This window comes from Orrella dioscoreae (assembly GCF_900089455.2).
GTDB classification, from domain to species: domain Bacteria; phylum Pseudomonadota; class Gammaproteobacteria; order Burkholderiales; family Burkholderiaceae_B; genus Orrella; species Orrella dioscoreae.
The window spans coordinates 1390200-1416492 of the sequence record NZ_LT907988.1 but is presented as its reverse complement, the minus strand read 5'-3'; the positions used below and the strand labels follow the sequence as shown (position 1 = coordinate 1416492).

The 26293-nt window shown below is 61.0% G+C and carries 18 protein-coding genes; 6 read left to right on the top strand and 12 right to left on the bottom strand.

Annotated elements, in window-relative coordinates; genetic code table 11:
- Positions 1-115: 115 nt before the first annotated feature.
- Positions 116-406: a helix-turn-helix domain-containing protein gene (locus ODI_RS06535; protein WP_067759203.1), complete on the top strand. Its 291-nt coding sequence runs from the start codon at positions 116-118 to the stop codon at positions 404-406.
- A gap of 47 nt (positions 407-453) precedes the next feature.
- Here the strand turns inward: ODI_RS06535 and ODI_RS06530 are convergent, their stop codons facing one another.
- Positions 454-768 (bottom strand): DUF736 domain-containing protein, encoded by a 315-nt coding sequence (locus ODI_RS06530; protein WP_067759206.1) that lies wholly within the window; start codon positions 766-768, stop codon positions 454-456.
- Positions 769-1737: 969 nt separating this feature from the next.
- Between ODI_RS06530 and ODI_RS06510 the strand changes: the two genes are divergently transcribed.
- A complete protein-coding gene (locus tag ODI_RS06510) occupies positions 1738-2232 on the top strand; it encodes a hypothetical protein (RefSeq protein WP_067759208.1) in 495 nt (164 codons plus the stop codon).
- A gap of 9 nt (positions 2233-2241) precedes the next feature.
- Entirely contained in the window at positions 2242-2760 is a 519-nt protein-coding gene (locus tag ODI_RS06505; RefSeq protein ID WP_067759210.1) for a transcriptional regulator, read from the top strand.
- Between the two features lie 255 nt (positions 2761-3015).
- Here the strand turns inward: ODI_RS06505 and ODI_RS06500 are convergent, their stop codons facing one another.
- Both ODI_RS06500 and ODI_RS06495 read right to left on the bottom strand, forming a co-directional pair.
- Entirely contained in the window at positions 3016-5061 is a 2046-nt protein-coding gene (locus tag ODI_RS06500) for a ParB/RepB/Spo0J family partition protein (protein WP_067759212.1), read from the bottom strand.
- A gap of 80 nt (positions 5062-5141) precedes the next feature.
- Positions 5142-5972: a DUF932 domain-containing protein gene (locus tag ODI_RS06495; RefSeq protein ID WP_067759215.1), complete on the bottom strand. Its 831-nt coding sequence runs from the start codon at positions 5970-5972 to the stop codon at positions 5142-5144.
- A gap of 622 nt (positions 5973-6594) precedes the next feature.
- Between ODI_RS06495 and ODI_RS06485 the strand changes: the two genes are divergently transcribed.
- Entirely contained in the window at positions 6595-7404 is an 810-nt protein-coding gene (locus ODI_RS06485; protein WP_067759217.1) for a hypothetical protein, read from the top strand.
- A 35-nt stretch (positions 7405-7439) separates the two neighbouring features.
- On the opposite strand, the gene ODI_RS06480 is transcribed toward ODI_RS06485, so the two are convergent.
- From ODI_RS06480 to ODI_RS06455, 6 genes are all read right to left on the bottom strand, one after another.
- Positions 7440-7949 (bottom strand): JAB domain-containing protein, encoded by a 510-nt coding sequence (locus ODI_RS06480; RefSeq protein WP_067759219.1) that lies wholly within the window; start codon positions 7947-7949, stop codon positions 7440-7442.
- A 335-nt stretch (positions 7950-8284) separates the two neighbouring features.
- Positions 8285-8761: a Mov34/MPN/PAD-1 family protein gene (locus ODI_RS06475; RefSeq protein WP_074046853.1), complete on the bottom strand. Its 477-nt coding sequence runs from the start codon at positions 8759-8761 to the stop codon at positions 8285-8287.
- On the bottom strand, positions 8749-10380 hold the full coding sequence (locus ODI_RS06470) for a ThiF family adenylyltransferase (RefSeq protein WP_067759221.1): 1632 nt from the start codon (positions 10378-10380) through the stop codon (positions 8749-8751). Before ODI_RS06470 ends, ODI_RS06475 begins: the two co-directional genes overlap by 13 nt.
- Positions 10377-11519, bottom strand: coding sequence for a CBASS cGAMP synthase (locus tag ODI_RS06465; RefSeq protein WP_049444931.1), 1143 nt, complete (start codon positions 11517-11519; stop codon positions 10377-10379). The genes ODI_RS06470 and ODI_RS06465 overlap by 4 nt, the downstream gene beginning before the upstream one ends.
- Entirely contained in the window at positions 11513-12514 is a 1002-nt protein-coding gene (locus tag ODI_RS06460) for a CBASS cGAMP-activated phospholipase (protein ID WP_067759224.1), read from the bottom strand. The genes ODI_RS06465 and ODI_RS06460 overlap by 7 nt, the downstream gene beginning before the upstream one ends.
- 6 nt (positions 12515-12520) lie before the next feature.
- Positions 12521-12745: a DUF2188 domain-containing protein gene (locus ODI_RS06455; protein WP_074046854.1), complete on the bottom strand. Its 225-nt coding sequence runs from the start codon at positions 12743-12745 to the stop codon at positions 12521-12523.
- A 287-nt stretch (positions 12746-13032) separates the two neighbouring features.
- Here ODI_RS06455 and ODI_RS06450 point away from each other — a divergent pair, with 287 nt between their 5' ends.
- Both ODI_RS06450 and ODI_RS06445 read left to right on the top strand, forming a co-directional pair.
- Complete coding sequence (locus tag ODI_RS06450; RefSeq protein WP_007182527.1) at positions 13033-13425, top strand: helix-turn-helix domain-containing protein; 393 nt, start codon at positions 13033-13035, stop codon at positions 13423-13425.
- A 2-nt stretch (positions 13426-13427) separates the two neighbouring features.
- Positions 13428-14297, top strand: coding sequence for an ImmA/IrrE family metallo-endopeptidase (locus ODI_RS06445; RefSeq protein ID WP_074046855.1), 870 nt, complete (start codon positions 13428-13430; stop codon positions 14295-14297).
- A 31-nt stretch (positions 14298-14328) separates the two neighbouring features.
- Here the strand turns inward: ODI_RS06445 and ODI_RS06440 are convergent, their stop codons facing one another.
- The 3 genes from ODI_RS06440 to ODI_RS06430 all read right to left on the bottom strand — a co-directional run bounded on the left by ODI_RS06440 (position 14329) and on the right by ODI_RS06430 (position 26118).
- Positions 14329-15498, bottom strand: coding sequence for a PDDEXK nuclease domain-containing protein (locus tag ODI_RS06440; RefSeq protein WP_067759226.1), 1170 nt, complete (start codon positions 15496-15498; stop codon positions 14329-14331).
- Positions 15495-16694, bottom strand: a complete 1200-nt coding sequence (locus tag ODI_RS06435; RefSeq protein ID WP_067759228.1) for a tyrosine-type recombinase/integrase — start codon at positions 16692-16694, stop codon at positions 15495-15497. The genes ODI_RS06440 and ODI_RS06435 overlap by 4 nt, the downstream gene beginning before the upstream one ends.
- Positions 16695-16932: 238 nt before the next feature.
- Positions 16933-26118, bottom strand: a complete 9186-nt coding sequence (locus tag ODI_RS06430) for a filamentous haemagglutinin family protein (RefSeq protein WP_157929734.1) — start codon at positions 26116-26118, stop codon at positions 16933-16935.
- Positions 26119-26293: the final 175 nt, after the last annotated feature.

The window sequence follows — 26293 nt, the reverse complement described above, 5'->3', positions numbered from 1 at the left end:
GCTTTTAAAGAAAGCCGCCGATGCGGATTTCAGTAAAGACACAAAACAGGTGAAACGAATGAATGAGTTAAATATAACGTGGTTTTAATTGTGCTGTAGATCGACGCTTCTATCTATGCAGAAGCGTACCGTCCAGCGTGGCCGACCGGCCGGCACCACCACCTTTGACGCCGAACTGGCCCAGGCCTTCGGCGCTGCGGTGCGTGCGCTGCGCACGGAGCGCGGCATCGCGCAGGAGACGCTGGCCAATCTGGCGGGCGTCGAGCGTTCCCATATGGGCAAGGTCGAGCGTGGCGAGCACCAACCCACCCTGTCGCTCATCTTCAAGATCGCAGGCGCACTCGAATGCAGCACGACAGTGCTGATGGCCGAGGCCGAAAGCCGTCTTCAGGCTATCGAAGCGTAGTCAGATGCAGGAAATGCCCCGCCGCGATGGGCGGGGCGCTGCGGCGGTTATGCCGCCTGCGGTTTGGTGCGCGACCAGATCAGATCGTGCGTGCCGCTCTCGCCTTCGATCAGGCGGGCATAGATCGGTGCCGGGAACGAAGGATCGTCGAGCGTCACGGACAGGTATTCGCGTCCGGCCTCGCTGGTCTTCTTCCACGCCGCGCCGATGTCGTGACTGGCGGCCTGCAGGCGGAAGTCAGGGGCATTCTCGCTGATGCCTTTGTCGTTGGGAACCAGCTTGACCTTGACGTTGAGCGTCAGGGTACGAAGCGTGCCGGTGTAGCCATCTTTGTCTGCGGTGAAGGTGCCGATGTTAGCCATGATGATTTCTCCTTTCGGGTTGAACAAGGTCGCGCCAGTGCGTCCTTGTTGTGATCCGTCCGGCGGGGGATGGGCTGGCCGCACCGCGCAGCGGTCGCAACACCGTGGAGAACCTGGAAGCGAAAAGAATTTGTCCCGCGAGGAATGCGCGCAGCGCAGGGGAAATTGTTTTCGCTGCAAGGTTGCGGCCATGAAGCCCATGGCGCAGCCGTGCCACCGCCAGGATTCACAACAACACAAGGACGTACTGGCCGCCCGCTCCCGACTGGAGACATGGCCGACTCGGCATCCCCGAGCGACGGCTTCACCGGCCTGCGCCCTGACACGAGCCAGGACAACACCCAGCGACAAGGTGAAAGCGCCCCTGACGTTGCAGGTGGCCTCTTGCATGAGGCGTGGCGTGGAAGCTTCATTGCAGCGCTGGGCGGCGTGTCGGTGAACCGTCCTTCGTGACGACCAGGCGACGAACCGCCAGCGTCGAGGACGGCATGCTTTCGTGCAACCTGCGGCAGCAAGCTAGGGCGTAGCCCCACAAGCCCCGCCCATTGCGGCGGGGCGCTGGCCGGGCCGATCCGGCACATGCCGGTTCGGCTGCATCGAGGGGCGCCAAGCATCGCGCGGCTGGGATAGCCCGCAGGGCTTTCCCCCGGAGGCAAGCGCAGCGCGCATCGCCGTAGGCGCGAAGGCGTGAGGGATTAAAGCCGAATGGCCGTGACGGCGAAGTCAACATGGGGGCGCAGTTCGCAAAGCCCGGCAGCGCTTCGCGCCGACGCGCTCAATGTACCTGAGTTAAGTTATACAAGGCACTGACAGAAAATAGACTCACGCGGGCCTATCCCGTTCTAACAGATGGTGGCTACATCAGTTTCTACGTCAAGAAGGACAGCGTGATGTTCTCGGCATGGTTAGCATCGGTGCTGAGTGGACGGTCCAATCGTCATAACGAATGAGTAACTTGCTGGGGGAAGTATGAGTTTGGTCGAACAAGCCCTTGAGGCAGCGCTACCGAAGCTGGCTATTGATTTCTTCATCGTTTTCTCAAGATTCGAGTGCGCGCTGAAGAGGTCTGGGCAGTATGCCATTGGCAACGATGACAGGGTCGATCCTGACTGGGATGGTTTTGCCCGAGACCTTGGCCCCGAATTCCTGAGCGATGTCATCGCCCAAGGAATTGCCCCCGTCTTAATTGGCAAGCCACCCAAAAAGCAAGTGAAGCTTGCCGATGGAACGCTTGGATGGAAGGACACGGGCGCCGTCAAGAACACGGCTGATCTCTTTCTTGCGATTCGCCGAGCGAGAAACAATCTTGCCCACGGCGCTAAATATCAAGACGGCGGCGCCGGTCATGCGGATTTTGTTGAAGGCTCTGAAAGAGACGATGTGCTTCTCGGCCAATCAATGGCTGTGCTGACTTTGGCTCTTGAGGTTCGTCCCGATATTCATAGCTTTTTTCGGCGCTACTGAGTGGTGGCCATGAACGATTTAACCCAGCCACTTTCAGAGACTCATCCGCATCTCAGCGGCTTCATGGACTTCCTTGCCGACTTCAACAAAGAGACAGAGCGCGGAACTGCATTAGCTGCGGCGGCAATGCTCGATGATCAACTCGGTCGGATCATCGAGGCATTCCTCATTCCAAACAAAGGAAGCAAAGCTCTGCTCGATGGCTTCAACGCGCCGCTTGGCACGTTCTCCGCACGCATCGCCTCCTCGTTCGCCTTGGGCCTTTTGTCCGAAGTCGAGTACAAGGAGTGCGATCTGATTCGAAAGGTGCGCAACGAGTTTGCGCATCAGATCAAGGTGTCATTCACGAGTGAGAAGGTCGTGAGTCTCTGCGCGCAGCTTCAGCTTTCGGCGAAGAGCTACGGCGATGTACACGTTGACACCAGAGGCCAGTTCACCACAGCCGCAGTCGCACTGATCTTGAATTTGACGAATCGCCCACACTACGTTGGACAAAGACGGCTGCGGGCGGCGAACTGGAAGATCTAAATCTTGCTGCCCGCCGCATCGGGAACACGTCGGTTTTCAGCCCTGGTTCGACTTCCTTGGAACGTCGATCTACCACCACTGGAAGCTGTTTGAGTGGTGGTTATTCTTCAACGCCTACGCGCCGCGCGTGTTCGACACCGGCGGCGCAATCGCGGGCGCAGCGCTCTTGTCGCCGTGCTGGTGTTCGTGGGCATGGTCTGGTTCCTTGCAACGAAGCGCCCCGGCCCGAGCTGGGGCGCAGGTCTGCGGTGAGCGTCAGGCGGCCAATGCCTCGGCCTGTTCATCCACCAGGGCGGCGCTGGCTTCCGTGTCTTCTTTTGGCTCCACCTCCTGCGGGCCTTCGGCCTTGAACACGGCAGGCATCCAGCCGGTTCCATCCGCCAGCCGTTCGGCTTCGCTGGCAATGTCTCCTTTCTTCAACTTTGCCAGCCGAGTAACGTGCGCTGGGGCGTACTGCTCCACGGCTTCCAGAATCGCAGCTTTCGGCACATGCCGGAAATAGCCGTCAGCGGTGGGCTTCCACCATGCCGCCATGTCCAGCCCCACGGCCTGCGCCAGTTCCGCGCCGGGTTGGTGCGACGTGGCGCGGGGCGTCACCACGTCCACCGTGACGGCCACGCATACCGCCAGCAGCCGCACCAGTTCATCCTGCGACTTCGCCAGCAACACGGCGAACAGTTCGGCGCTGTCCTCCGGCAAGGCTTCGCCTGCCACCTGCTGCAATTCGCGCAGCGCCTCGGCGGCGGACGAATCCGGCATGTCCGGGGCGATGCCTTCCAGCCGGTCTTGCGCTTTGAGGCTCACGCCCAGCGGCAACGCATCATGACGGGGGCCGTAGTGGCTTCCCTGCAAGACGGTCTGCACCATGCCATGCACCAGCGCGGCCAGCGCCACTTGTGGATGCCGGGCGACTTCGATTTGCAGCGCGGCGGTGCGGTGGGCGCTCAACCGCTGCGCCAGCTTGTCGGACATGGCGGTGGTCTTGGGCTGCCCGTCGCTGTCTCCGTCCTCGCCTTCGTCGTCGTTCTCGGCTTCGCTGCCGAAACCCTGCCGCAGCCGCTCCAGCGTGCGCAGCGCCTTGGCTTCGGCTTCGCGCAGCAGCCCGCGATGCACCACGGCATCGCCGCTGCGGTCGATAGTGACAATGGCACCGGCTGCGGCCTTCACGGTCGCGCCGTAGTCCTGCAAGCCATCTTCCAGCGCCTGCAACTGCTCGCCCACGGCTTCGCCTTCCTCCTGCAAGGCGTCGGCCTTTTCCTCGTCGTCAGTGTCCAGCGCTTCATCCACGGCTGCGGCCAGTTCGTGCAGCTTGGTTTGCAGCTTCTCGATACGCTGCGCTTCGCGCTTGGTCGGTTCGCGGCGCTCCCTCGGCGCACGCTGGAAAGCGTGCAGGTCGGCATGGGTCACGGCGGGCGTGGCATCCACCCACGCCCAGCCTTCGGCCTTCACCTCGACGGCGATGCCTGCCAACTTGTCTTGCGCCAGCCGTTCCAGCAGCGGGGCATCCGTCAGAGACACGCCTGCGTCGCCTTCCGCGAACAGATCGCGACGGATGCCGCCGCCTGCGCCTTCGTAAATGTCCAGTCCGACGAACCGCACCAGCGGATGCCGGTAGGCGTCAATCTCACGCTCGGTGAGGCGGTCACGCAATTGGGAAGGGTTGCGCTGCCATGTCGGTGCGTCATAGTAAGCGGCTTCCTGCGCGGCATGGTCATCGGTGATGGCAAGGGCCATCAACTGGTCAAGGCTCACGGCTTCGGCGCGGTAGTCCCCCAGCAGCCGGGGCGAGACGTTCGCCAGCTTCAAGCGGCGCTGCACCACCAGCGGGGACACGCTGAAATCGGCGGCTATGTCCTCGATGGGTCGGCCTTCGGCCACCAGCGCGGCGAAGGCTTCAAACTGGTCTGCCGGGTGCATGGCTTCACGCTGCACGTTCTCGGTGAGGCTGGCCGTGCGGGCGGTTCCATCGGCCACCAGCAGGCAAGGCACGTCCCATTCCTTGCTGATACGGCGCTTCTTCGCCAGCAGCTTCAACGCTGCAAGGCGATGGCCACCGGCCACCACTTCGTAATGCTCACCATCGGCGGCGGCAATGACGATCAGGTTTTGCAGCAGGCCCACGCGCTGGATGCTGGCGGCAAGTTCGGGAATGGACATGCGCGGGGTCTTGCGCACGTTGCGGCCAACAGGACGCGACACTAGCCGCGACAGCGGAACCAAAATCAGGTTCTTGGTCGGGTCGGCGGCTTCCAGTGCGGGGGATTGGATGGCGCGGGCTTCGGTAGTGGTAACAGCGTTCATGGTGATAACTCCTATCGGTTCAGGGATGCAGCAGCGAAGAAAGCGGCAAGGGCTGCTGCCTGCCCCTGCCGCATGGGGAATCAGGCTTTCAACTGGCGCAGGCCATCAGCCAGAATCCAGAGAGCGCGATTGAGGCGCACATCGGAATCAATGCCCTGCACCGGGCGGGTTTGCTGGCGGCGTCCGTTGGCGCTGCGGCCATGCAATCCGCCTTTGGTCAGGTTTTCTTGGGTGCGGTTGAACACGCTCCACAAGTCCGGGCGGCGGTCATCGAACCGGCGCGGCATAAGGATTTGCGATTCGGTGATGGGCGCGGGCTTGTTGTCGGTGGGGTCGTACTTCAAGGCCAGCGCGGAACGGGCGAACACCTCGGCTTCGGAGTCATGGAGCGTGATGGCGCGCATCGCGTCGCGGTTTTCCTTCACCCGCTCGAAGCCGCGCAAGACTTCGTAAGCGCCTTCGATGACATGCCCGGAAACGTCGCCTTTGTGGGGCACGCGCACATCGGCCACGGTGTCGCCGCACACAAGGCCATTGCTGCACACGAACCGGAACATTCCGGCCAGCATCTGATAGCTGCTCGTGCCGTCATGGGAGTTCAGCAGCACGATTTCGTTAGCCTCCGCGCCGTTGATCTGGCTGGCGTGGCGCAGGCGCAGCATGTGCTTTGTATGCTCGCGCTTGCCTTCATCGCGCACGCGAGTCTGGCAAACCATGAACGGCTGGAACCCTTCTTTGCGAAGCTCGGCCAGCACGGCGGCGGTGGGGATATAGGCGTACCGCTGCGAACGGCTTTCATGCGGCGCGTCCGCGAAGATGGACGGCGCTACGCGGTGAATCTGGTCATCGGTCAGCGGGTAGTCGCTGCGCAGCGAGGGGGAAAGGGAAGCGAAACGGGATGCGAGTTGCATGATCTTTCTCCTGACGAAAAGGGTTTGCTGTTCACACCGCACACCGGATTCCAAGATTCGGAGCCCAGCCTTTCGGCTGTTCGGTGCGGTTGGCACGAGGAACCCGGTTGGCCCTGTTGCCACCGTCTTTCCTGAGTTCATCGCCCGCGACGGTCAGGAGCCCACGGACGTGGGCCGTCAAGGAGAAAAGCGTCAGGTAGGTGCGGCCCGCAGGCGCAGCCGAGGACACGGCCTGGCGCGCCTTGACGGCACGCGGACACGGGCTACAGTCGCGGACAAGGTGATGAAGTCAGGGGAGACGGCTGGACATGGCAACGGCCGTCCCCGTGTGCTGAACTGCACGCAAGCGCAAGCGCGCAGGCCCGGATCGAGGATTCCGGGCCGAAGGCGTCAGCCGAGCGGAGCGAGGGAACGATGGAAGCCCGTCAGGGGCGAGACGCCGCAGGCGGCTCGATGCGCCACGCGCACGACAGCGCGACCGGCCATCTCCCAGGGTGCCGGGGACGCCCGGATTGCATTGGCGTGGGTACCTCAGAGCCGGTTCATCAACAGTCGCTCGGGTACCGACAAATCAGGCAGGGTTCAATACGCTGTGAAGCATCTAAAACATCAAGGACAGACCGTGAGATCGTCTCAAACCGTGAATCCGCAGCAAGCCTGCGAAGACCTCCTCCTGGAGGGAAAGCAGTACAACATCGAGCACCACATCCTGCCCAGCGAGAACGCGGTCGCGGATCGCCTGCTGGCGCGTGGCGTCGAATTGAAAGACGCCTACGATGAATTGCATGGAAAGCTCCACGCCCGGCCTCCGGCGCTCCAGGTCTTTCTCGGCCTTGTGTTGAGCACTGCCGCTTTCTGGAATCCACAGAAGATGCTGAAGGCGCGCACCGCCCGCAACGACCTCACCAACGTCAATCAGCAAATCGCGAGGAAGGCGAATGAGTTGGCAGAACTGCTGGATCAACGCACCGATCTGCACAACACCTCGGGTTTCAGCAGCGAAACCCACTATCACGTTGGCGACGTGATCGAGGCTGCATCCCAGAACAACTACCTGTTCCAGTCATACGTACAAGAGAAGCTGGATGCCCTCCGGGGCCAGTTCGATCTGAAGTATTGGCCCTCATTGGGCGACTTCATGCGCGAACTGGCATCGGATGCTGAGAAGGCGGAGATGGCGGCCACAGACCCACTGACGGCCGCCGCCACTGCGGCGACCCGTCCCTCCAAGGCCGACTTCTTCAAGGCACTGTTCGCTTCGATCGAGGAAAACAGCACGGAGAACTACGGCCAACTGCCAAGGGCGTTCAAGCTGACCGATCGGACATTGGCCTCATTGGCGAACTGCGCACTGGATCTCGGCCCCGACGAACTGGTGGACGAAGCCTACGTGAAGCGCCTCCGTCAGCGTGAGCGCAACGGAACCGAGTAGCACGGCGCAGCAAAAAGGGGCCGAAGCCCCCTTCGTCAGATCAGGCCACGTTCGGCAAACGATGTGGTGTCGGTGCCTGCAACGATGATGTGATCCAGCACGCGCACGTCCACCAGCCCCAGCGCCTCCTTGAGCCGCTGGGTCAGCGTCCTGTCGGCACCGCTCGGCTCGGGATTGCCGCTCGGGTGGTTGTGCGACACGATGACCGCCGCCGCGTTGAGCCGCAGCGCCTCCTTGACCAGCTCGCGCGGATGCACCGATGCGCCGTCGATGGTGCCTCGGAACATCTCGGCGTACTCGATCAGCCGATGCTGCGTGTCCATGAACAGCACCGCGAACACCTCATGCTCGAAGCCGGCCAGCTTGGCGCACAGGTACTCCTTGACCGCCGCCGGCGACGTGAACGAAGTACCACGCTGCATCTTGCGCTCGATGGCCTGGCGCGCGGCCTCCAGAATCTGCTCGGCAGTCGCGAGGAGGTAGCGCCCCTGCGCGTCACGCACCATCAGCGAGGAATCGAACGAGGAAAAGGACAGTTGCGACATGATCGTGCTCCGGTTGCTCGGGCGGAATTGCCCGGAACCGTGGAGAGCACGGCGCAGCGCAAGCAGTCAGGGATCGGAGACGGCCATCAGGCCGCAAGCGTGCGAGCACGCGCAGTCATTGACGGCGAGAACGCCGTGATACGGTGAAGGGAACAGCAAGACCGCCTACACCCTCCCATTGCACACACTCGCCCTTGTGCAAGCGGAGCGCGCAGGCCCGTCAGGGCCGAAGGCGTCAGGGGTCAAAGCCGAATGGCCGCGATTCGGCACGAAGCGCGGGGCGCAGCCAGTGAACCCGACGGCTGCACGCCGGGACGCACTGGATTGATTGTGCGCTACTCCACGGGAGCGAGTACCAAACCTCGGCCTGATTTCGGCACCAATTCGGCGTATAGAGATTTTCGTCCGACGATGACAGCAATCATTGGCCGCTTGTCCCGACGCTTCGCTGATAAGCGGTTCCATTCCGATCTATCCAGACCAGAAGGGTGAGGATGATCCTCTGGATGAGTGTGCCATTCCCCCAAGTAGCGGATGGTCCCGTTACTCCCCGTCCATCGCGCCAGGGCAATAGATTCGTGACCAAAGGGCATACGCTCGAATAGACATCTGAATCGTTTGTCATATTCCGTAGGGGCCGTTGCTTCCTCGATAATCATGTGAGCCCCATGAACTGAACCAAGCAGAATTCCACCAGCTTCACAGGCGGTATCAATAACCTGAATATGCTGGCAAAAAGTCTCCAGTGTGGAATCCGTAAAATGCAGCAGCGTCCTCCTGTCGCCAGTGGCCCAAGAACTCATGAATTGCATACAGGACATTCCGGGTTCCGCAGCGGATCACAGTCGGGCGTGGCAGATTGCTGGGTACGGTCGATGACCCTCGTTCGAAGTGCGGGGGAATGGACGCCGTTAACCCAATCAAGCGCCATCTCTGCGCCCAGGCTGGCAGCATGCACCGACACCGAGGCAGGAAACGGCACGTATAAGCCCTCACATCCGTGCCCCGCCAAGATGGCAGGAAGAGGATCAACTGTAGAGCGGAGTTCACCTCTTCTATTGCTATGCCAAAGACATCGGTAGCAAGCACCAGACGCGTGCGTTCTCAATAGTGCGCGGACAGCCGTACCCGGCCCCTCTATCCAGACCGAAAGCATGGGCGTAGGTGGTGGATAGTGGCCGCACAGCCAATGCCCGAGGGATTCCTCCCCGGTGGCATCTATGAGAAGGTCCAGTTCTCCCAACTGGGCCTGCCTGACATCAACGGGAAGAGAACGAATCTCGGCCCCTGGCGCCAAGCGGTTCAGTTCCTTCGCCATAGCCTCGGCTTTGTTAGACAGCAGATCTGGAAATCCCAAGCGATGGCGCCCAATGTTCTGCGGGAGAAGGCAGTCGAAGTCCACTAACGTGAGTTTTCCGCCGCCTGTCCCCGCCCCGGCCTTGACCAGCATGTCCGACAGATATCCGCCGATCGTGCCGCATCCCACGACGGCTAGGTTCTTACCTGCAAGCGTCTTTGCCTTAGGCATGTTCCGCTGGGCAAGGTAGCGATCATCTATTCTGACCATTGAGATGGGTATCACCTTCAATCCATAGCTGGAATCCCTGCGATCTGCGAGCTTGCTCTTTTGCACAGGACGTTGGCGGTCATAGAGAACCACGAAGCCATACGTCATCAACGGGGATTCGACGACGATCAGAACGCCCTTGGCCTTTTTCCTTTCTCCTTCCTTGATGCGTTCGTGAATCTTGCGCCGGCACCGAGGGTCAAGGGTGCTTTGCCATGCCAAGATATCCCTCACTGTTTCAGGAGGCCAATGGCTGGTCAGAGGACGGGGTTTAGCACCCGTCTTTACCCGGTAAGTCAGCACCGTTCTATCGGTGACTTGGTAGCCGAGCGACTTCAGTTTTTCTGTTGTTCGATCTTCGTTGTCGGTGATGAACCACAAGGGATTCCCATTGGCCTGCGCGACGATGCAGTTCTGCCGCCCCAAATCCTCGCCTTGCATGTCCACGAAGCAAAGCCCACCGTGCCAGTAGGCGAAGAACTCTTCCGCGAGATCTTCGATCATCTCTCCCTTCAGGATCTGCCCGAACAAGACGGCCGCGTGTTGCAGGCATGCCAGCGACTGTCCGACAGGATCGTAGATGTCCAGGACGACCGTGCCCTTGGCGAGATAGCAAAGACCGCCATCTGCGCCAAGATGAGGAACCGCAGCCGGCAGTTCGGAGGGGATTTCCAGCAGCCGGATGCGAGGCAAGTCAAAGAATGTGGGGTCGAGTTGGACTTCGCACGGACAACCCTTGCCCGCACCGGGTGGGTTCAAACACCCGTGCAGCTTGAACCAGCCGTCATCCGTCTTGCCAACAAACGCGAAGCCTTGCTGCTCAAAGGCCTCGATCACGTTTGCGACCGCTATAGCGCCGCTCATCCGGCCTTCGTTCGTCCGACGAGTTCGCTCGGACCAGCGGCGGCGGGAGCGGCGGCGATGGTGGCGACGATGGATACCACCTTGACCCGATCCGGCTCATTCGGAAAACGCGGGCCGAATTCGCCCTGCATCCAGATACAAGCTTGTGAAGGGCTGCTGGCGTCGGTTGCGCCGCGAAGCACCTTCTCAAATTCTTCGAACGCCTTTGCAGCTTCTTCGACACCGGCTTTGCCCAGCCGTACCGTAAGCGATTCGGATTCATCCACGGGGTTGTTCACCCCCGCACGCAATCGGGCCGGTAGTGCCGCGACGACATCTAGCAACGCGAGGTCGTCGCGCCGATCACGCTTTTCAAATAGCGGAGCCGCGGCGGCCATCAGCAGGATCGAAGAGGGCCCGCCGCTGGACCACCTCCAATCGCGGAATGCCTTCAAGTAACGAACCACGCGGCGGAACTGCTCCCCCTTAGCTTCCACTTCGCCCAGGAACCACTCCTTTACAGGCCTAGGATCAGAGGGCATCCAATTGCATTCACGATGGGCAAGTAAAACCTTGTCGCGCGGTAATGCCGTCCACGCATCTCGCTCCGCTTTGATAATGGCATCCATCACCGAATCGTAGCCATATCGCCTCATTGAGGCCTCGGCCAGATTCACGAACTCCTGATCGGGGATGGCATATAGTGGGATGTCAATGTGGGCATAGGCAGCAATGACAATGCGAATGCAAGTCGGCTTGTCAGTGACAAGCTTCCACCCCTTTTCTTCGACCAGCGGCCTTAACGCCTCTTCCGCAGCAGTAAAGAAAACTGTTGCCGCTGTGCTGGGGCGCTGCGTCTGCGAGACGAAACTCATTGGTAGATAGCAACCATCATCGACATCCGCCTGCTGCGGGCGTTGTGCCGGCGAGTTCAGCGTCTTGTATGCCCACGACCCCTGCGTAAAGAAGCGCGGCTGCGGTACGTCTTCTGTGTATCCGCCAGCTCTCATCACACGAGGAATGCCCGTGCGTAGGCAGCTTCTGACATCCGTCCGTGCACTGGCGATCTTGGTACGCTGTTCAGGCGTCAAATCCAGCTCATCATGGATGCAGGATTCGTCATCAACAGTGGTAAAGAAAAGCGGGCTCAGGTTCAGCATGCGGCCTCCGGTACATTCTTGTTGGGGCCGTGATAGAAAATGGGGGCGCCGGCCTGGTGCGCCCGAAATGGTTGAAAAAGAGGATCGCCAAGCGCGCGCTGGGCCGCGTGGTTGCCACGATCCTTGAGCGTATTCGTGGCGCCAATGGAAACCCGATCCAGCGCCTTCACGTCCTTGCTCTGATCCGGCGTTGCCTTGTCGTCGATCTGGAAGTAGTTGTTCCCCAACAGCTGCCTCAGCATGTAGTCCACGGACGATTCCTGGGCGGAGATCACCAGATCGAAGAGTCCTCCGCGCCACTTACCGAATCCTCGGTCAAGGCTAGCGCCGCCACGGACGGTCGCACCAATCGTCATCGTGCCGATGGAAAGAACCCGAATCCGCACATCCTGTTTCGGTGCCAGGAACGTGTTGACTTCATGCAATCCGAACAGGCCGGGGGCATTACCTACCAGTCCGCCATCCGCGAAGACACCGCGGTCGTTGCGCGCCAGCGGAAAGTAGACGGGCGCGGCAGCGGTCGCCAACGCAACATCGACGATTTTCATGCGGTGATCAAATTCAAAGGAAGGGTGGTGAGGTGTCTTGAAAAACTGTCCGCGACCTGTCGAGTAGTTGACTGCTGGTACAAGAACACGATGCTTCAGGTCGCCTACGGTGGTTCCCTGGAAGCGTTCGGTCAGCACTTCCCGCAACCCTGCCGAATCATGTTTTGCAGTCAGCCAGAATCCCAGAAGCCGTCTTGAAAGACTGCGGCAACCAAAGATGCGGCTGCCTTCCTCTTCGAACAGTGCTTTGAGTTCGCTGGCAGGGATTTCCGCTGCCAGTCCCAAAGCCAACATCCCTCCTGCCGATGTGCCACAAATCAGATCAAAGTGGGAAGCGATAGGCCGGCCCAGCACGGCTTCAAGCTCGGCAAGAACCGTGGCCGTATAAAGGCCGCGATAGCCTCCCCCTGACAGGGCGAGCACATGGTAGGTAGGGATGTCAGTCATGACGTCTCAACCTTTCGGGGGAAAGGAGTCGTTGCCGTGGCTATCCTTGTCACGGATACGGCCATCTGGACGATGGATGACGAGTTCGGACTTCTGGTTGCGTGCAATATCCCGCGCTGCATCTATTGCTTGCTGCTGCGTGTCATGCACAGAGGTCGCCCGCTCGTTGCCAGCGCCTTTAACGGCCCAACCGTCTTGATGAGGAACAACATGCTGATTTTTTCCGGCCATGATGGCACTCCTACAATGGAACTATGGAAGTCCCAGCCAGCCGGCTGGGTTGTCAATGGTCGCCCGCTGTAGCACAATATGTTGCTTATGCAGACAACAGGAAGACCAAGCCAATCCAACCCGTAGCAGGCGTAAAATATGCCTCCGTTGTCTGGCTAGACAACAATGTATCAGAGCATGTGCGCTGGCGCAACACCTGCGCAACATGCGCCTTTAGACTCGACTGAATGTGGGGTTGATGCAACAGAGGGCTACGGCCTTCCCCCGCAACGCAAGGATCAGAACTCATGCCACAAACAGGCTTGGGCGTCGCTATCAAGACGCTACGCGAACGCAGAACCCTTTCCCTGCGTGAAATTGGGCAGCTGTCGTCAGTGGACCATGCATACGTCTACCGCCTCGAAACTGGCGAAAAAACAAACCCCTCCCAAGACCTGATTGAAAAGCTATTGAAGGTTCTTAAGCCAACGGAGAGAGATGCTGCACTCGTAACTTGGCTGGTTGACCATGCGGACGCCGACCCGAACCTCGTCGAATTTGTGCTACAAGATTCGTCTATTGGTATCGACGTATTTACGATGGCGGCCGGCGTCAGGCATCGGGGTAACGCAAGGCCTGATCCCGCCACATTGATTACCCGGATCAAAAAGGCCCTTGAGGACGACGACGAGGACGATTGAACATGGACGAATCGGATGTCAGACAGAAAGCACGCGCGTTCATTGCGAAAGTCGATGTTTTTAACATCCGAGAAGACCTGTCTCCCTATGTGACCGCTGCTAATGCCAAGGTCAAGAAAGATGAGCTTGGCGAAGGAGAGTCTGGCTATACCATTACCAAGCCGAACGGGAAGCACATAATCACTGTGAACTCCCTGGAGACTGAGGAACGCCAGCGTTTCACTATTTGCCACGAGATAGCGCATATCGTGCTCGACCTAGAATCGAGTCACGAGGAAGTCCCGTCCTGGTCTTATGCCAAACGGCATCCCAACGAGATCGCCTGCGACACATTTGCCGCTGAACTGCTGATGCCTTATCAGCGATGGCTTTCTGTCGTTCCCAAGGAAGATCCCTCCTTGGACCTTATCCAGCGCATGGCCGATTTGTTTGGCACTTCATTTCCCGCGGCTGCGTCGAGATTCGCCAGTCTCAGCGATGTGCCGTGTGCCTTCGTCACCATGGAGCGTGGCGCAGTACGGTATGCGGCACGCTCCACGTCTTTGAGACAAGCTGGAGCCTGGATATCACCCAGGTCGGTGATCCCGGCTGGCTCAGTGGCTCATCGAGTCAGATCCTCTGGGAACAGTACAACTGATACGGGGGAAGTCTCCCAGGACGTATGGTTCGACAACTGGGAAAAGGGTCTGGATCTCTGGGAACTTTCAAGGCACTACGCACGCACTGACACCACTATTTCGTTGCTATGGTTTGACGGCGAAGACCTGCCGGAGATCGAAGTGAACCGCTTCGGCGTGCGAGTGGAAGACGATGGCGGCCTACCAGAATTAACTGGTGAGTTGCCGTGGCCAGGGCGCAGCAAGCGTCGCTAGCTAAGCCTGGCAGCATCACGCTGCAACTGCCCTAGTTTTCACTGGGCGTATTGTGGGATGCCGGTCTACGTGATTCGAGCAGACGCCGCGTGTTCTCCAGCTCTTTTTGCAGCAACTCGGCATCCGGCAACACCGTCCGATAGTTCGCCGCCATCACCTTGGTCGGCAGACCATCCAACGCATACCGCGCCAGGGCATGGCCCTTGTCAGCGCACAGGATCAGGCCCACCGGCGGATTCTCCTCCGGATAGGCCCAATGCTCCTTGGCATAGTTGCAGTACAGATGCATCTGCCCCACATCGGCATGGGTCAGACTGCCCAGCTTCAGGTCGATGATGACCAGGCAACGCAGCTTGCGATGGAAGAACAACAGATCCACCCGATACCAGGTCTGGTCGATGCGCAGCCGACGCTGCCGCCCAACGAAGGTGAAGCCTTCCCCAAGTTCCAGCAGGAAATCTTCCAGTCGCTGAATCAAGGCCGCTTCCAGATCAGACTCTGAATACTCGTCCTTGAGGTCGAGGAACTCCAGCACATACGGGTCTTTGATCGCATCATTGGGTGTGACCGCATCCTCGGGCTTGGCCACCGAACCCTTGACCAGCATCGTGGCCTTGTCCTTGGACAAGGCCGTGCGCTCGTAGAACTGACTTCCAATCTGCCGGTCGAGCTGGCGCACGCTCCAGCCGCCGCGCAGCGCCTCGGTCTCGTAGAACTGGCGGGCATGGTCATCCTTGACCGAGAGCAGCCGAACATAGGCCGACCACGGCAGGGTGAAGACCTGGGCCAGTTCGGAGAGGTCGAATTTCCGAGACACCATCTCGGAATTCTCTATGGGCAGTCCGTCTCCAGATTTCCGAGACAGTGTCTCGGAAATTGCCTCAAGGGGGTAAGCGACGTAGAAGCGCCGCATGTTCTCCAGGTTGTCCGGGCTGAAACCGCGCCCAAATCGTTCCGTCAGGTCGGCGGACAACCGTGCCATCAACTGCTCGCCGTAACCAGCCCGCCGCCTGCCTTTCTGCTCGGCTTCGACGATCCTGCGGCCAATCTCCCAATAGCTGGCGGTCATCAACGCATTGACACTGCGCGCCGCCGCCTGGCGCGCCGCGTCCAGCAGCTCCACGATGCCGCCGTGGATGCCGGCATAGCCAGCCGGTACGGCAGCGGGTTTCCGCGTTGCCACGGGCGTCTTCCTTGTCATGCTGTCACCTCCATAGAACGGGACGCCCCGGTGATCGCCAGCCGCCGACTCGCCACCAGTTCGGCCGCATCCCGCACGGGCTTGTCCTCGGTATGAACATAGTGCATAAACATCGCCACGGTCTTATGGCCTGTGAGCTTCATGCCCACCTTGGTTGGCACGCCCGAGTTGGCAATGTCGGTCGTCGCTCGGTGACGGATGCCATGCGTGCCGACGTGCGGGATGCCAGCGGCCTTGAGCACGCGCGTCCAGCCGCCATAGTGTTCGCCGTGGGTCATGTGCCGGGTCGGGTCATTCGGCGACGGCAGGACATAGGGGCAACCTTCCCGGCGCGGCGCTGTGGACAGCAGCTGATAGGCTTCCTCGCTCATGGGCTTGGAAATGCCGCCGGTCTTGCTGTCGGGCCAGACGACACGGCGGTTTTCCAGATCAATCCAGCCCCACTCCAGCGGGCAGATTTCGGAGCGGCGGGCGGCGAACTCGAATTGCAGGCGGATCGCCAACGGGATGACGTAGTTCTCCAGTCCTTCCGCCTCCAAATGCTCCAACTGGCGGAAGATCCGCACCAGTTCATCATCCACGATGAGCCGGGTTTCCTTGCCGGGCGGATACATCGGGACGTGACGGCACGGGTTCGTGCCGTCAGGGCGCAGTCCCCATACTTCGGCCAGGTTGAACATCTTGCGCAGCACGCCGAAGGTGCGGTTCGCCTCGGCCTGCTTGTAGGCCAGCTTCTTCATCAGCGCTGCCACATCGGGGCGCTTTACGTCTTGTACCTTCATCCGACCCATGATCGGGATGATGCAACGGTCGATAACCCCCTGATAGCCGCGCTGCGTGCTGGGCTTGTTGCGCTGCTTGGAGTAATCCTCCATGAAGGTATGGCAGAACTCCTTCATGGTCGGCGCCTTGCGGGCGGCGTTCTTGGCCGCACTGGGGTCGCCCCCCTTGCGCACCTCGGCCAGCCACTCCTGCGCCATTGTGCGTGCCTGATCTACCGTCAGTTCCCCGTACTGGCCCAGGGCGGGCTTGCGGCGCTCGCCCGCGTTCGTGCGGTACTGGAGCATGAACACCTTGCGGCCTGCCGGAGTGATCTTGCACAGGAAGCCGGGCACCACGGTGTCCCGTAGTTCAACGGCCTTGTCTTGGGGTTGTGCCGCATCTACTGCGGACTTGGTGAGCTTGATCTTCGCCATGATGACTCCTCGGAAAGCCCGGTTTCCAAGAGCCGCATGGGAGCCACGCGAGGGGAAGCCGGGTCAGGTTTCAGAAAGCGCCGGCATATCTTGAACTCGCCTAAGTGATTGATAAACCTGCTGTATCGAGCCTTGGCGTAGTCCAGCGAATTGCGGTACTGGAGTCATCGTGAAACAAAAAAACAAAGAGCTAGGGGTTGGGGCCGCCCGACATACGCCAGGCGACTCCTCGGTCAATTTACAAAGCGTTTGCACGCTCCTTCGCAGTCAGTTGCGTACGTTCCGCATCGGAAAGCTGACCATTCCCCACAAGCTGAATCGTGCTGCTCGGATTGTAGCTGACCGGCTGCACCGACGAGGAGCGAGCGGGCGGCGGTGGAGAGACGTCATCCGTAGCGCCACCTTCCGCACCAAAACCCAAAATCTGGACACTGATGATGGAGGGTAAGGCCTGACGCGCAGCCGCACGCGAGCGGGCAACGGTATCTTGCGCGGCATCTGCAGCAGAACTGGCTGCCGCACTCGCATTCGTCAGCGCACCAACATTGACGGCGGCAACCACAGGAATTCCGGTTGCATCACCTTGAACTTGGATGTTGGCAGCATTAACGACCTGCAAGGCCGCGATATTCACGTTACCGGACACGCGAATTCCTGCCTCTCCCGCATCAATCGTGCCCAATGGCGCTATCAAGTCGACGTCACCTGGCACCACCTCTGGAAGCGGATTCAGCGTTGCGATACCTGCCCCCGTGCTGGGAACATCAGGCGAAATCGAGACGTTCCCCACACTGTCGTAGACCCGACGCGGGGGGGTGAACACCACTGTCGTCTTGCTGCCCCGGCCCGCGTTGATATCGCCTTGCGCCGACCAGGCCAGAATATCCCCACCGAAAGTCGTCATGACACGGCTTTGGCCCAACAGGATGCTTCCCAGGGAATAAAGCTGAATGTTCCCTTGGCCTCGCGTGATGAGCCCCGCCGTTCCAGGAGGTTGCGCCCCCTCTACACCGTAGGTTTGCGAACCACCCGGCGTCAAGATTTGAATATCGCCGCCCACATTGGTGTGAATGCCAGCACCGCCATGCATCAAAAGGTCGCCTCGATACACGATTGCCTCGCCGGCGTCATTTGTCTCGGGGAACAAGGTCGCGATGGCATTACGGCCACGCAGGTAACTACCGAAACGTGGGCCGTCGGCGTCGTTGTATTCACGCCCTCCCTCACGCAGCTCTGCAAAATAGACCTGCCTTGCAAAAACGCGCTGCTGAGCGGAAGGCAGACTCATGAATAGCGCACGGGCAGCCTCGATCACCGAACCATCGGTTGGCGCAACAAAACCGTGATGCACAGCCAACCAGTCGATCAATTCACTCTCGTAGGTCTTCACCACGCGGCCAGCTTGGCCAGCCAACGGCAAACCGGTCTGGATCCGGTTATCAGGATCAAGATAGCGAGCCAGGAATCCGTTCCAGTTGGCTCCCTGCGCACCCATGCCAGCCTGCAAGACTATGCTGGCGCCCCGGCGACTGTCGCCCGCGACGATGGGCCCCAAGCTGGTCAAGCTGGCTCGATCTTCCTGAACGATATTGCGCCCGGCGGTGATGTCGAGCGTTCCAGGACCTGCCACCATCAAGTTGTGATAAAGAATGTCTCTTCCGGCCTGAACCACCGACACGTCGTTTGCATGACCATGCACAAACAGATTGCCGTTAAAGGCAGGCCCGGCGCTTGACGTTCCCCCTCCCACTTGCGACGGCAGAGCCAGCGGGTTCTCACCCTGCAACGTACCTGTATTCACGATGTCACGCCCGGCCAGCATCCACACAGGATTTGCACCGATGTAGTCGACCTCTCCCAAGCGTGCCATTCCATTTGTTGCGTAACGCGCCTGCGCGCCTGTCCTGACGCCCACCAAATCTCCTGTGCCCGCGTAGAACCGCACAGGCTGGGAAGGCGAGTCAGACAGTCCGACAGTCTGCCCCACAGTATTCAAGCCAAATACCAGCATGGGTAGCGCACCAGCGCTAACCACCGCAGCACTGTTGGAAGTATTGCTGAAGCGCACCCCCCCGAGCTCTGCCCCCTCCGTGAATCCAGCAAATGCCGGCTGGAAAATCGTGGCCATGATCCGCTCATCGGCGCCGGACTGGCTGATGGGCAAACCACTCGCATATAGAGAATCACCCGCCGCAATTGACAGAGCGCGAGGCCCGATCGGCGCTTGCAGCACAAAACCACTGGCCGCATTCTGATAAGAGGATGACTGGCCCAGATAGACGTTGCCTTCAGGTGCAGCTAGGTTGACCGCGCCAGGCAACATGAACCAGCCTCCCGCCGCAGAGTAGAGGCCCGTACGATCCACACCGAACTCGCTGACTCGCGTATCAGAGGCAAGACTGCCTCCCACGGAGAGCGCCTGCACCGAAGTGTTGGGCGTCCACAACGTGAACCAACTCAAGCCGGCCTGTCCGTTGCGCTCCCCTGAATAAGCTTGATAGTTGCCTGTCCGTGCCCGGCCCGGGTCTCCTGTGCCACCCAGCACCAGGTCCCCGCGGCTAGTCAGCGACGCGGCTGAATCCCCAGTGACCAACATCAGGCCTCCGGTGGAAAGCGTCATGCTTGAGGTGTAGGGATCGGTTGCACGGGTCTCTCGAGGATCTCGTTGGCCTGCACGCCCGCCATAGATACGCTCCATAAGACCAATTTGGCCCGCAGAAACCTGTGTGGCCCCCCGAAGGTTCACCACGGCGCCGTACAAGGAGTGCGCCTGGGCGACTGAACCGTTTTGCTTACGCAAGCGTGCATCGACTCCGGCGTTCCATCCTCCTGACACGCGCAAGTCGAGATCCCCTCCTCCCGTGAATACCAACTCCCCGTCCGGCAACACCCGGCCCGAGCTACCTACGGCAAGCACCAACCCTTGGGAGCGCGGTGTCTGCGACTTGACTTGAGCGGCAGTCGCCACATTGGCGGAGCGCGAGGAGATCAATCCTGCATCTCCTCCAACACGTAGGGACAGGTTTCCACCACCCAGGGTGCCCATACCCGTAAAGCCTGTTTGCGCTGGCCAGAAAGGCGTCGTCACGCCGCCCAGTACGGCTTGGAACTGTGGATCGGCCACGTAAGTACCGAAATTGATCCACCACGCCGTGGGTTGGCTGTTCACACCGGCACTGGCGCCCGTTCCCTGACGCCACAACCAATTGCCAACACCAGTGCTGTCAGTGTTGAGCTGATTGCTTGCACCCCATGCATCTCCCGAGACATTGCCCCCTGCCTCAAGGAAGAAGTTGCCGCCGTATTCTGGATACCAGGCACGGTAGGCACTGGTGCTACCACTGACCAAGCTCTCATACGCGGCAGCCTGAGCTCCCGCCCCCGCTCCCAATACCGACGCGCCCCCAGCCGCTTTGCCACGAGGCTGATTGAACAAGGCATCCATTGCAGCACTCCCCAACGAGGTGGGAGTACCAGCGGTGTAAATGCCGTACGGAGACTGCATCGAGACATCGCCCGAGGAGATGAGATCGAGATCACCCGTACCGGTGCGCACGACGCTCAGGGCAGGTGCCTTGGCATCTACCGCGGTCACGCGCTCGGGGATGACTTCGGCAGGCATCAGCGTGCACGAATACACGCCCGAAATGCATCGGGTACGGTCGATCGCCACGGTGACCGTGCCCCCAGGCGTCGCCCGGGCGGGATGCGCCGTGCCCCCGGGCGGTACATATCCTGCCCCCTGGTTCCAGACCCATCGTTCAGGCTCGTTACGTCCGGGCTCGATGACGACTTGTGCGGAATAATGCGTGTCGGCAAAAACCATCCTGCCAGCCCTGCCGGGCAAGACGCGACGGCTGTCTGCGGCGAGCCTGTCAGCGCCGGCCACCAGGCGGACATCCCATGATTGCGACCCCTCGGCCAACATTTGCGAGAGTGCCCAATTCCTGGTCCCACCCGCTGCTCGCAACGTCACGGCGATGGTTCCACTGGCCAATTTGACGTCCACACCCGCAGGCAGCAGCGCTCCCAGGGGGAGCGTCATCGCACCATCCTGGACCAAATTGACGGGCAGGGGGACGCCCAGAGGCCAAGTTAGACGAGCCACGGTCACGGCCGCAGGCAGCCGGCTGCCTGCCAGGAACTGCGCGCCCGCCGGCAAGACGAGCCCGCCAGCGGATACCGATGCGCCTGCTGCCAGCAACACGGATCCATCGGAGGCCAAGACATTGGCCGCCAACGCGGTTCCCTCCGGCAAAGTCAGCGGCGCGCCCAAGGTGACCGCGACCGGCAGCAACGTCCCGACAGGAAGCGCGACATTACGTGCCGTAACGGCATAGTTGAGCGTCTTGCCCTTGGGATAGACCGTGCCATCAGCAAGTTGCACACCACCGATAGGGATACGGACATCACCGCCAAAAGGCTGCACACCCGGAACAAGCACCCAGCCACTATCGTCGGGCGTTGTCGGAGCAGGTGCAAATCCATCATTGATGCTGCCAAGAATCTCCAGACCTTCCTGCGCACGAACGGTCAGCGCACCCGCTTCCCCTCCGCCGTAGGCGGGATTCGTCGCCGCTGCGCCAGCGACATACGGACGAACCGTCGGATTCAGGCTGGCATAACGATGCCGGGAAATATCCAGGTCACCCGTCACGACCAGCGCACCCTCGCTGGTGATCTCGACGCCGGGACGTAGATGGAAGGCATCACGGTAACGGTTGTTGTTAAGACCAGCGAGCTTCTGCTGTGTCAACGTGCTATTACCCAAAGCGGCATTGATGAAAGCTACGCTGCGATCATGTTTGGCGTCCAGATAAGCCTGGTTGATCTCACGATAGGCCTCGTCATCCGCCTGATTGTTGGCATCAAGGCGTGGCGTGGCCCCGCCGTGGCGCCAACGCTGGACCAGCGCAGGATCCGAATCGTCATATCGCTGCATTGCATAAAGCGCAATGGAGCGGGCGCCTTGGATATCGATAGAGTTGCTCGCATCCACCAATATGTCGCCGCCCGTCTCGCTGACACGCGGCGCATACAGACTGAGCTGGCCCCGTGCAACAGCATCATGCAAGCTCGGGTCTGCTTGCACCCGCGCGTCAGCCGTGCCGTGCCGCAGATCCATGCGCGCGCCACCCGCCAATGTCAGCAATCCATCACCCGCATTCAAGTCAATCACGGCGCGATTGGCAGCGTCGATCACTTGGCCGTAGCTATCCAGTCGCAACACCGTGCCATGCGCATCCAGCATGGCGGTGCTGGCAATTGTCAGCCCTTGCTTGCCTGCCAGCCGGATGGTGCCGACTTGGGAACCGCTGGCATCGATGCGGCCCGCAACTGTCAGATGGCCAGCATCCAGGGACACATCGACCACACGCCCGGCAAGCTCATCCCCGATAGAAAGGTCGCCCTGCTTCAACTGGAACTTCCGCTCATCCAGGAAACCACCAGCGGTCAAGCGTGCATTGACGTCCGCGAACGCCTCGCTCAGCGAGCCGCCCTCCCCTATATGTTGAGCGCGAATATCAACGCCACCCGACCGGTGCGGCACCCAGGTGCCGCCCGCGTCATGCGTTCCCACGGTGGTCCCACGCAGAGCCCCACCCAAACTCACCCGACCCGCGCTGGCGTCCAGCGCAAATGCCGAAATCAAACCTGCATGGTTATATTGGGCTGACACGTCAATGAGCGATCCAGCGGACTGCAGAATATTGCCCGCCACGCTTTCAAGCACCACATCGCCGCCCCAACCGTAATAGCTCGCATCATGGACGTCGACGCGGCGACCAGCCAGATCGAGTTGAGCGCCATCCAGCAGGCGCAAATCGCCTTGTGACTTCATTGAAACCTTGCCGCTGGGCATGGCGATGCGGGTATCAACCGTGACCGTTCCTCCTTCCAAGGCCAACTCGGCGCCCGAGGCAATCGTTGCGGCCGGTGCTGCTGTAGCCCCGGCCCCGCGCAGCACCAACGCCGCACCCGCCTTCAAGCGATTGACCGACCCGCCTTCGCCGGTCACCAGAGGTGTCGTCAAAGTCAGGTTGCCCCCCTCATACTGCGGTCCCTGCTCATCCACACCAGACTGGCGTGCATAAACAGCAAGACTGCCCTTGTGATTGGCGGTAAAGCGTTGCGCGGCCTGGAACTCGACACCCTGAAAACCGAGGACAAGCCGTGCATAGTCGTCAATGCCGTTGGGCTGGGTGTTGGGGCCATAGCCCATTTCGATCACGTCCGCCGCGATGCGCAAGCTACCACTGCCCGTCCCCCGGCCGCCCTGGATAGGGGCAGGCGCAGCGCCTGACAATGCCGCCCAGGTCAGCGTGCCTGTCGAAATCGTGGCGATATCGCCAGCTTGACCATGACCATAAATGGCTGGGGTGGAAAGGACCAAATTGTCCAGCGTCGAGCGACCGGTGATGGGATCTCGTGTGGTCAGCGCGACGTTCCCAAACAGATTGAAAGACTGCCCGGCCGTCAAGACAAGTCGTTCCAATGCAGGCGCGCCATGCGCTTGGTCTCCCTGCAGCAAGCGATCGAGCAATCCCTGATTCAGGCTCAGACCGGGCGTCAATACCCCCCGTGCCGCTGCATCTTCCAATGCGGCGCGTTCGCCTGCGTTGACGGTGGACACCGCCAGCACCAAGTTCCGCGTGCCATAACGGGCGGTATCCGCCATCTCGAAGGCACGCGTGGTTGCCGCGAGAATGGTGCCTTCGGAATAGAGTTGGCTGCCCGCATGGCAACTTACCGTGCACGTTCCAATGCGAATCGCACCCGCGCCGCGAACTGGCGCCGTTGCATCGGGCTCTGGCGCCAGGACATCCAGCCAGGCATTTGACACAGCGAGAACGCTGGCAGGGCCCGGCCGATACACGTACCCCTGCTCAGACCCGTAGGGCACTGCACCGGCCCCAATCGAGATAATGCCCGCTCCATCCTCGACGGTGATGCCACCGGTGGCCGTGTTCGTGGCCAGGAATACTTCAGGCGCACGCAAGACGGCACCACTACGCAGAACGATATTGGCCGCGCTAATCGAGAAGTCCAAATAATTGCTTTCGTTGGTGCCGTTGCTCTGTTCCCCATGGAAACTCACGGCAATCCGACCACCCACGGCCAAGCGTGGCGCACCGATGGCAGTCAGGTCCGACGCACGCAGTGTCAAGCCATTGAAGCCGGTCGTAGCACCTGCGCCTGCGCCGACAATCTCGACGCTGCCTTGGTTCGCCAACGGGGACACCGTGGCCGTGCCGCCATATCCTCCCTTGGCAGGCGTGAAGCGCGCCTCCCCCTGGAAGCTAAAGTCGCTGCCAGACGCGGCGACCAGGCGCAACCACAAGGATTTTCCATCTTCAGGCAACAGTGCCCGGGGAATACCTTGCAACGCCGCTTGGTTGCGCAGGAAATCCGAATAGCCGGTTTCGTTGTACTGAGACATCCGCCTGACGACATCGGCTGGCGTGACGATCCACTGTTCAGCCAAACCAGCGACGTTGTCTGTATTCGCCGTCCGTTGCACGCCAGCCACGACAAAAGAACCGTTGCGCAAGCGCACGCTTTGCCGAGAAACGCCAGCCAGTTGCCCTCCGTTGCGTTCCACACGGAAAGCGCCTGGCAGTAGCGAATATTGGGAAGGCAACAGCGTATAGGTTCCGGCGGGCAATCCGGGCACGCCCGCACCGATCACAACCTGCCTTCCTACCGCTGGGTCTATCGCGCCGACACCATCCCATGCGGGGGTGTAGGGGGCAGCATAGCCGGGCACCAGGGCATAAACGGGGTTGGTATCCAGGCCGGGCAGATCAAAGCCCGTGCCTGTCAGGCGAATCATCGGATTCAATCTGGCATCAGTCGACCCACCGCGCCCAGACACGAACCCCGCGCCGGTCAGTTCGCCGCCCCCCGACAAATCAAGAATAGCGCCTGGCTGGACAGCGATGGATCGGCCCGCAAGGATCACGGCACCTTGAAGCGTACTGCCGACACCCTGCGGCGTGATATCCGCATCACGATAGCGATAGCTGACGCCGTCCATCGTGCCGCCGTAAGGCATGACCAGGCCCATTGCGCTGACCGACGTTTCGCTGCCGGGCGCAAGCACGACGTTCAGCACATCCTGGGCAGTGCCCAGCGTCAGCGTCCCCAATGGGGCGCGCAAGACACCGCCCTGATAGATATTCGCGGCTCGAAGCGTCAGGCCGCCGAAAACAGAATAAGGCTGTGCGGGCGACGACGCGTCTCCGACATGTGCAATACGCAGTTCCGCCTCGGGATTCAATCCCGAGGCCGTGCGACCCGCCACGACGCGGGCCTGCACATGCGTGGCCGGATAGACCTGGCGCGCCGTCATCATGACATCGCCAGCCGACAGCAACTGGGCGGTAAACGTGTTGACCGGCGCGCCTTCCAGGAAGCGGATATCTCCCTCGCTGCGCAACTCGGTGCGCGCGAATCCCTCGCGCTCGACCGCCAAAGTGCCAGTCTGGAGCGGCAATGTCGTCTTGACGCCCAGGCTGACGCTGCCCTTGATATCGATATGATTGCCCGATACCAGCAGTTGGCCATCCGTTGGCCCCGACCCTGCCGCCGTGTCGGGGCTGCCGTCCACCACGGGACGGATGTGGGTATCTGCGGGAGAGTTCGTATCCGTGATACCGGACAACAACACATAAGGCGCGGCCAGGCGGACCTGCAACTGCGCAGCGGCGTCCTGGGGCTTGGCAAACGCACCGGAATAGATCCGGAGCTCTCCTGGCATGGTCAGGTCCAGGGAGCCGGCCACGCTGACCAAGCCTTGGCTGAAGAGCGTCAAGCCATCGAACCCACCGGCCTGCACCTGATCCACACCAAGCGCACCCTGCCCATACACCAACGCCGAGGGCAGGGTATCTGACGCAACACCTCGCGTTTGGCTCAGCACCAGCTCCCGAGGAAGCCGGACCGCGTTTTCCGCTGCACGCAGATAGGCAGGCACATCCAGCCCGACTGTGAGTCGCCCACCCGCAGCGCCCTCGCCACCCGCATGGGCGCGCATGACGCCATCCAGGTAAAGGCCACGGCCCGACACCAGCGAGATGTCGCCGCCATCAGAGTAAAGCGTCCGGGCGCCCCTGCCATCCAGGTCCAGGACGGCGGCACCTCCCGAGGCATCCAGCACCGCACCGGGGCGGATCACGATGAAGGCATCGGAAGCGGGCGCACGGCTGCCCGCCTCCAGCACTTCCCCGCCCACCACGATACGACCGCCCGCCAGGAGCTGCCCATACGGGCGGGCTGCGGGATCCAATTCGACGTGGCTTGCCGCCGACACATCCACGACGGCATGCTCACCTAGCCAGATCGCACGCTGGCTGGCACGGGCGTCTGCCTCGTTCCCCCCCTCTTCAATGGGCAACGTGGAAAAACCGGTACGCGCCCCCATCAAACTGATCGCTCCGCCTCTTGCCGTCAGCTCGCCCTCCATACGCAAGTCAGAGCGCGCAGAGAGCGAGATGGACTGACCTGCATCCACTGCCAACCGGGCACCGGCGCCAATCGTCAGCGTCCCCGCATCGCCTGCCTGGGCGCCGATGCCCTGGCGGCCCGCCGCCAGGGAG

Bases quoted from the DNA above. Each gene is read 5' to 3' on its own strand.
- ODI_RS06535 (WP_067759203.1), top strand. From the start codon at position 116: ATGCAGAAGCGTACCGTCCAGCGTGGCCGACCGGCCGGCACCACCACC.
- ODI_RS06440 (WP_067759226.1), bottom strand. From the start codon at position 15,498: ATGACAAGGAAGACGCCCGTGGCAACGCGGAAACCCGCTGCCGTACCG.
- ODI_RS06530 (WP_067759206.1), bottom strand. From the start codon at position 768: ATGGCTAACATCGGCACCTTCACCGCAGACAAAGATGGCTACACCGGC.
- ODI_RS06480 (WP_067759219.1), bottom strand. From the start codon at position 7,949: ATGTCGCAACTGTCCTTTTCCTCGTTCGATTCCTCGCTGATGGTGCGT.
- ODI_RS06505 (WP_067759210.1), top strand. From the start codon at position 2,242: ATGAACGATTTAACCCAGCCACTTTCAGAGACTCATCCGCATCTCAGC.
- ODI_RS06445 (WP_074046855.1), top strand. From the start codon at position 13,428: ATGGACGAATCGGATGTCAGACAGAAAGCACGCGCGTTCATTGCGAAA.
- ODI_RS06510 (WP_067759208.1), top strand. From the start codon at position 1,738: ATGAGTTTGGTCGAACAAGCCCTTGAGGCAGCGCTACCGAAGCTGGCT.
- ODI_RS06470 (WP_067759221.1), bottom strand. From the start codon at position 10,380: ATGAGCGGCGCTATAGCGGTCGCAAACGTGATCGAGGCCTTTGAGCAG.
- ODI_RS06430 (WP_157929734.1), bottom strand. From the start codon at position 26,118: ATGGGGGCGCGTACCGGTTTTTCCACGTTGCCCATTGAAGAGGGGGGG.
- ODI_RS06435 (WP_067759228.1), bottom strand. From the start codon at position 16,694: ATGGCGAAGATCAAGCTCACCAAGTCCGCAGTAGATGCGGCACAACCC.
- ODI_RS06475 (WP_074046853.1), bottom strand. From the start codon at position 8,761: ATGCAATTCATGAGTTCTTGGGCCACTGGCGACAGGAGGACGCTGCTG.
- ODI_RS06450 (WP_007182527.1), top strand. From the start codon at position 13,033: ATGCCACAAACAGGCTTGGGCGTCGCTATCAAGACGCTACGCGAACGC.
- ODI_RS06455 (WP_074046854.1), bottom strand. From the start codon at position 12,745: ATGGCCGGAAAAAATCAGCATGTTGTTCCTCATCAAGACGGTTGGGCC.
- ODI_RS06465 (WP_049444931.1), bottom strand. From the start codon at position 11,519: ATGCTGAACCTGAGCCCGCTTTTCTTTACCACTGTTGATGACGAATCC.
- ODI_RS06460 (WP_067759224.1), bottom strand. From the start codon at position 12,514: ATGACTGACATCCCTACCTACCATGTGCTCGCCCTGTCAGGGGGAGGC.
- ODI_RS06500 (WP_067759212.1), bottom strand. From the start codon at position 5,061: ATGAACGCTGTTACCACTACCGAAGCCCGCGCCATCCAATCCCCCGCA.
- ODI_RS06495 (WP_067759215.1), bottom strand. From the start codon at position 5,972: ATGCAACTCGCATCCCGTTTCGCTTCCCTTTCCCCCTCGCTGCGCAGC.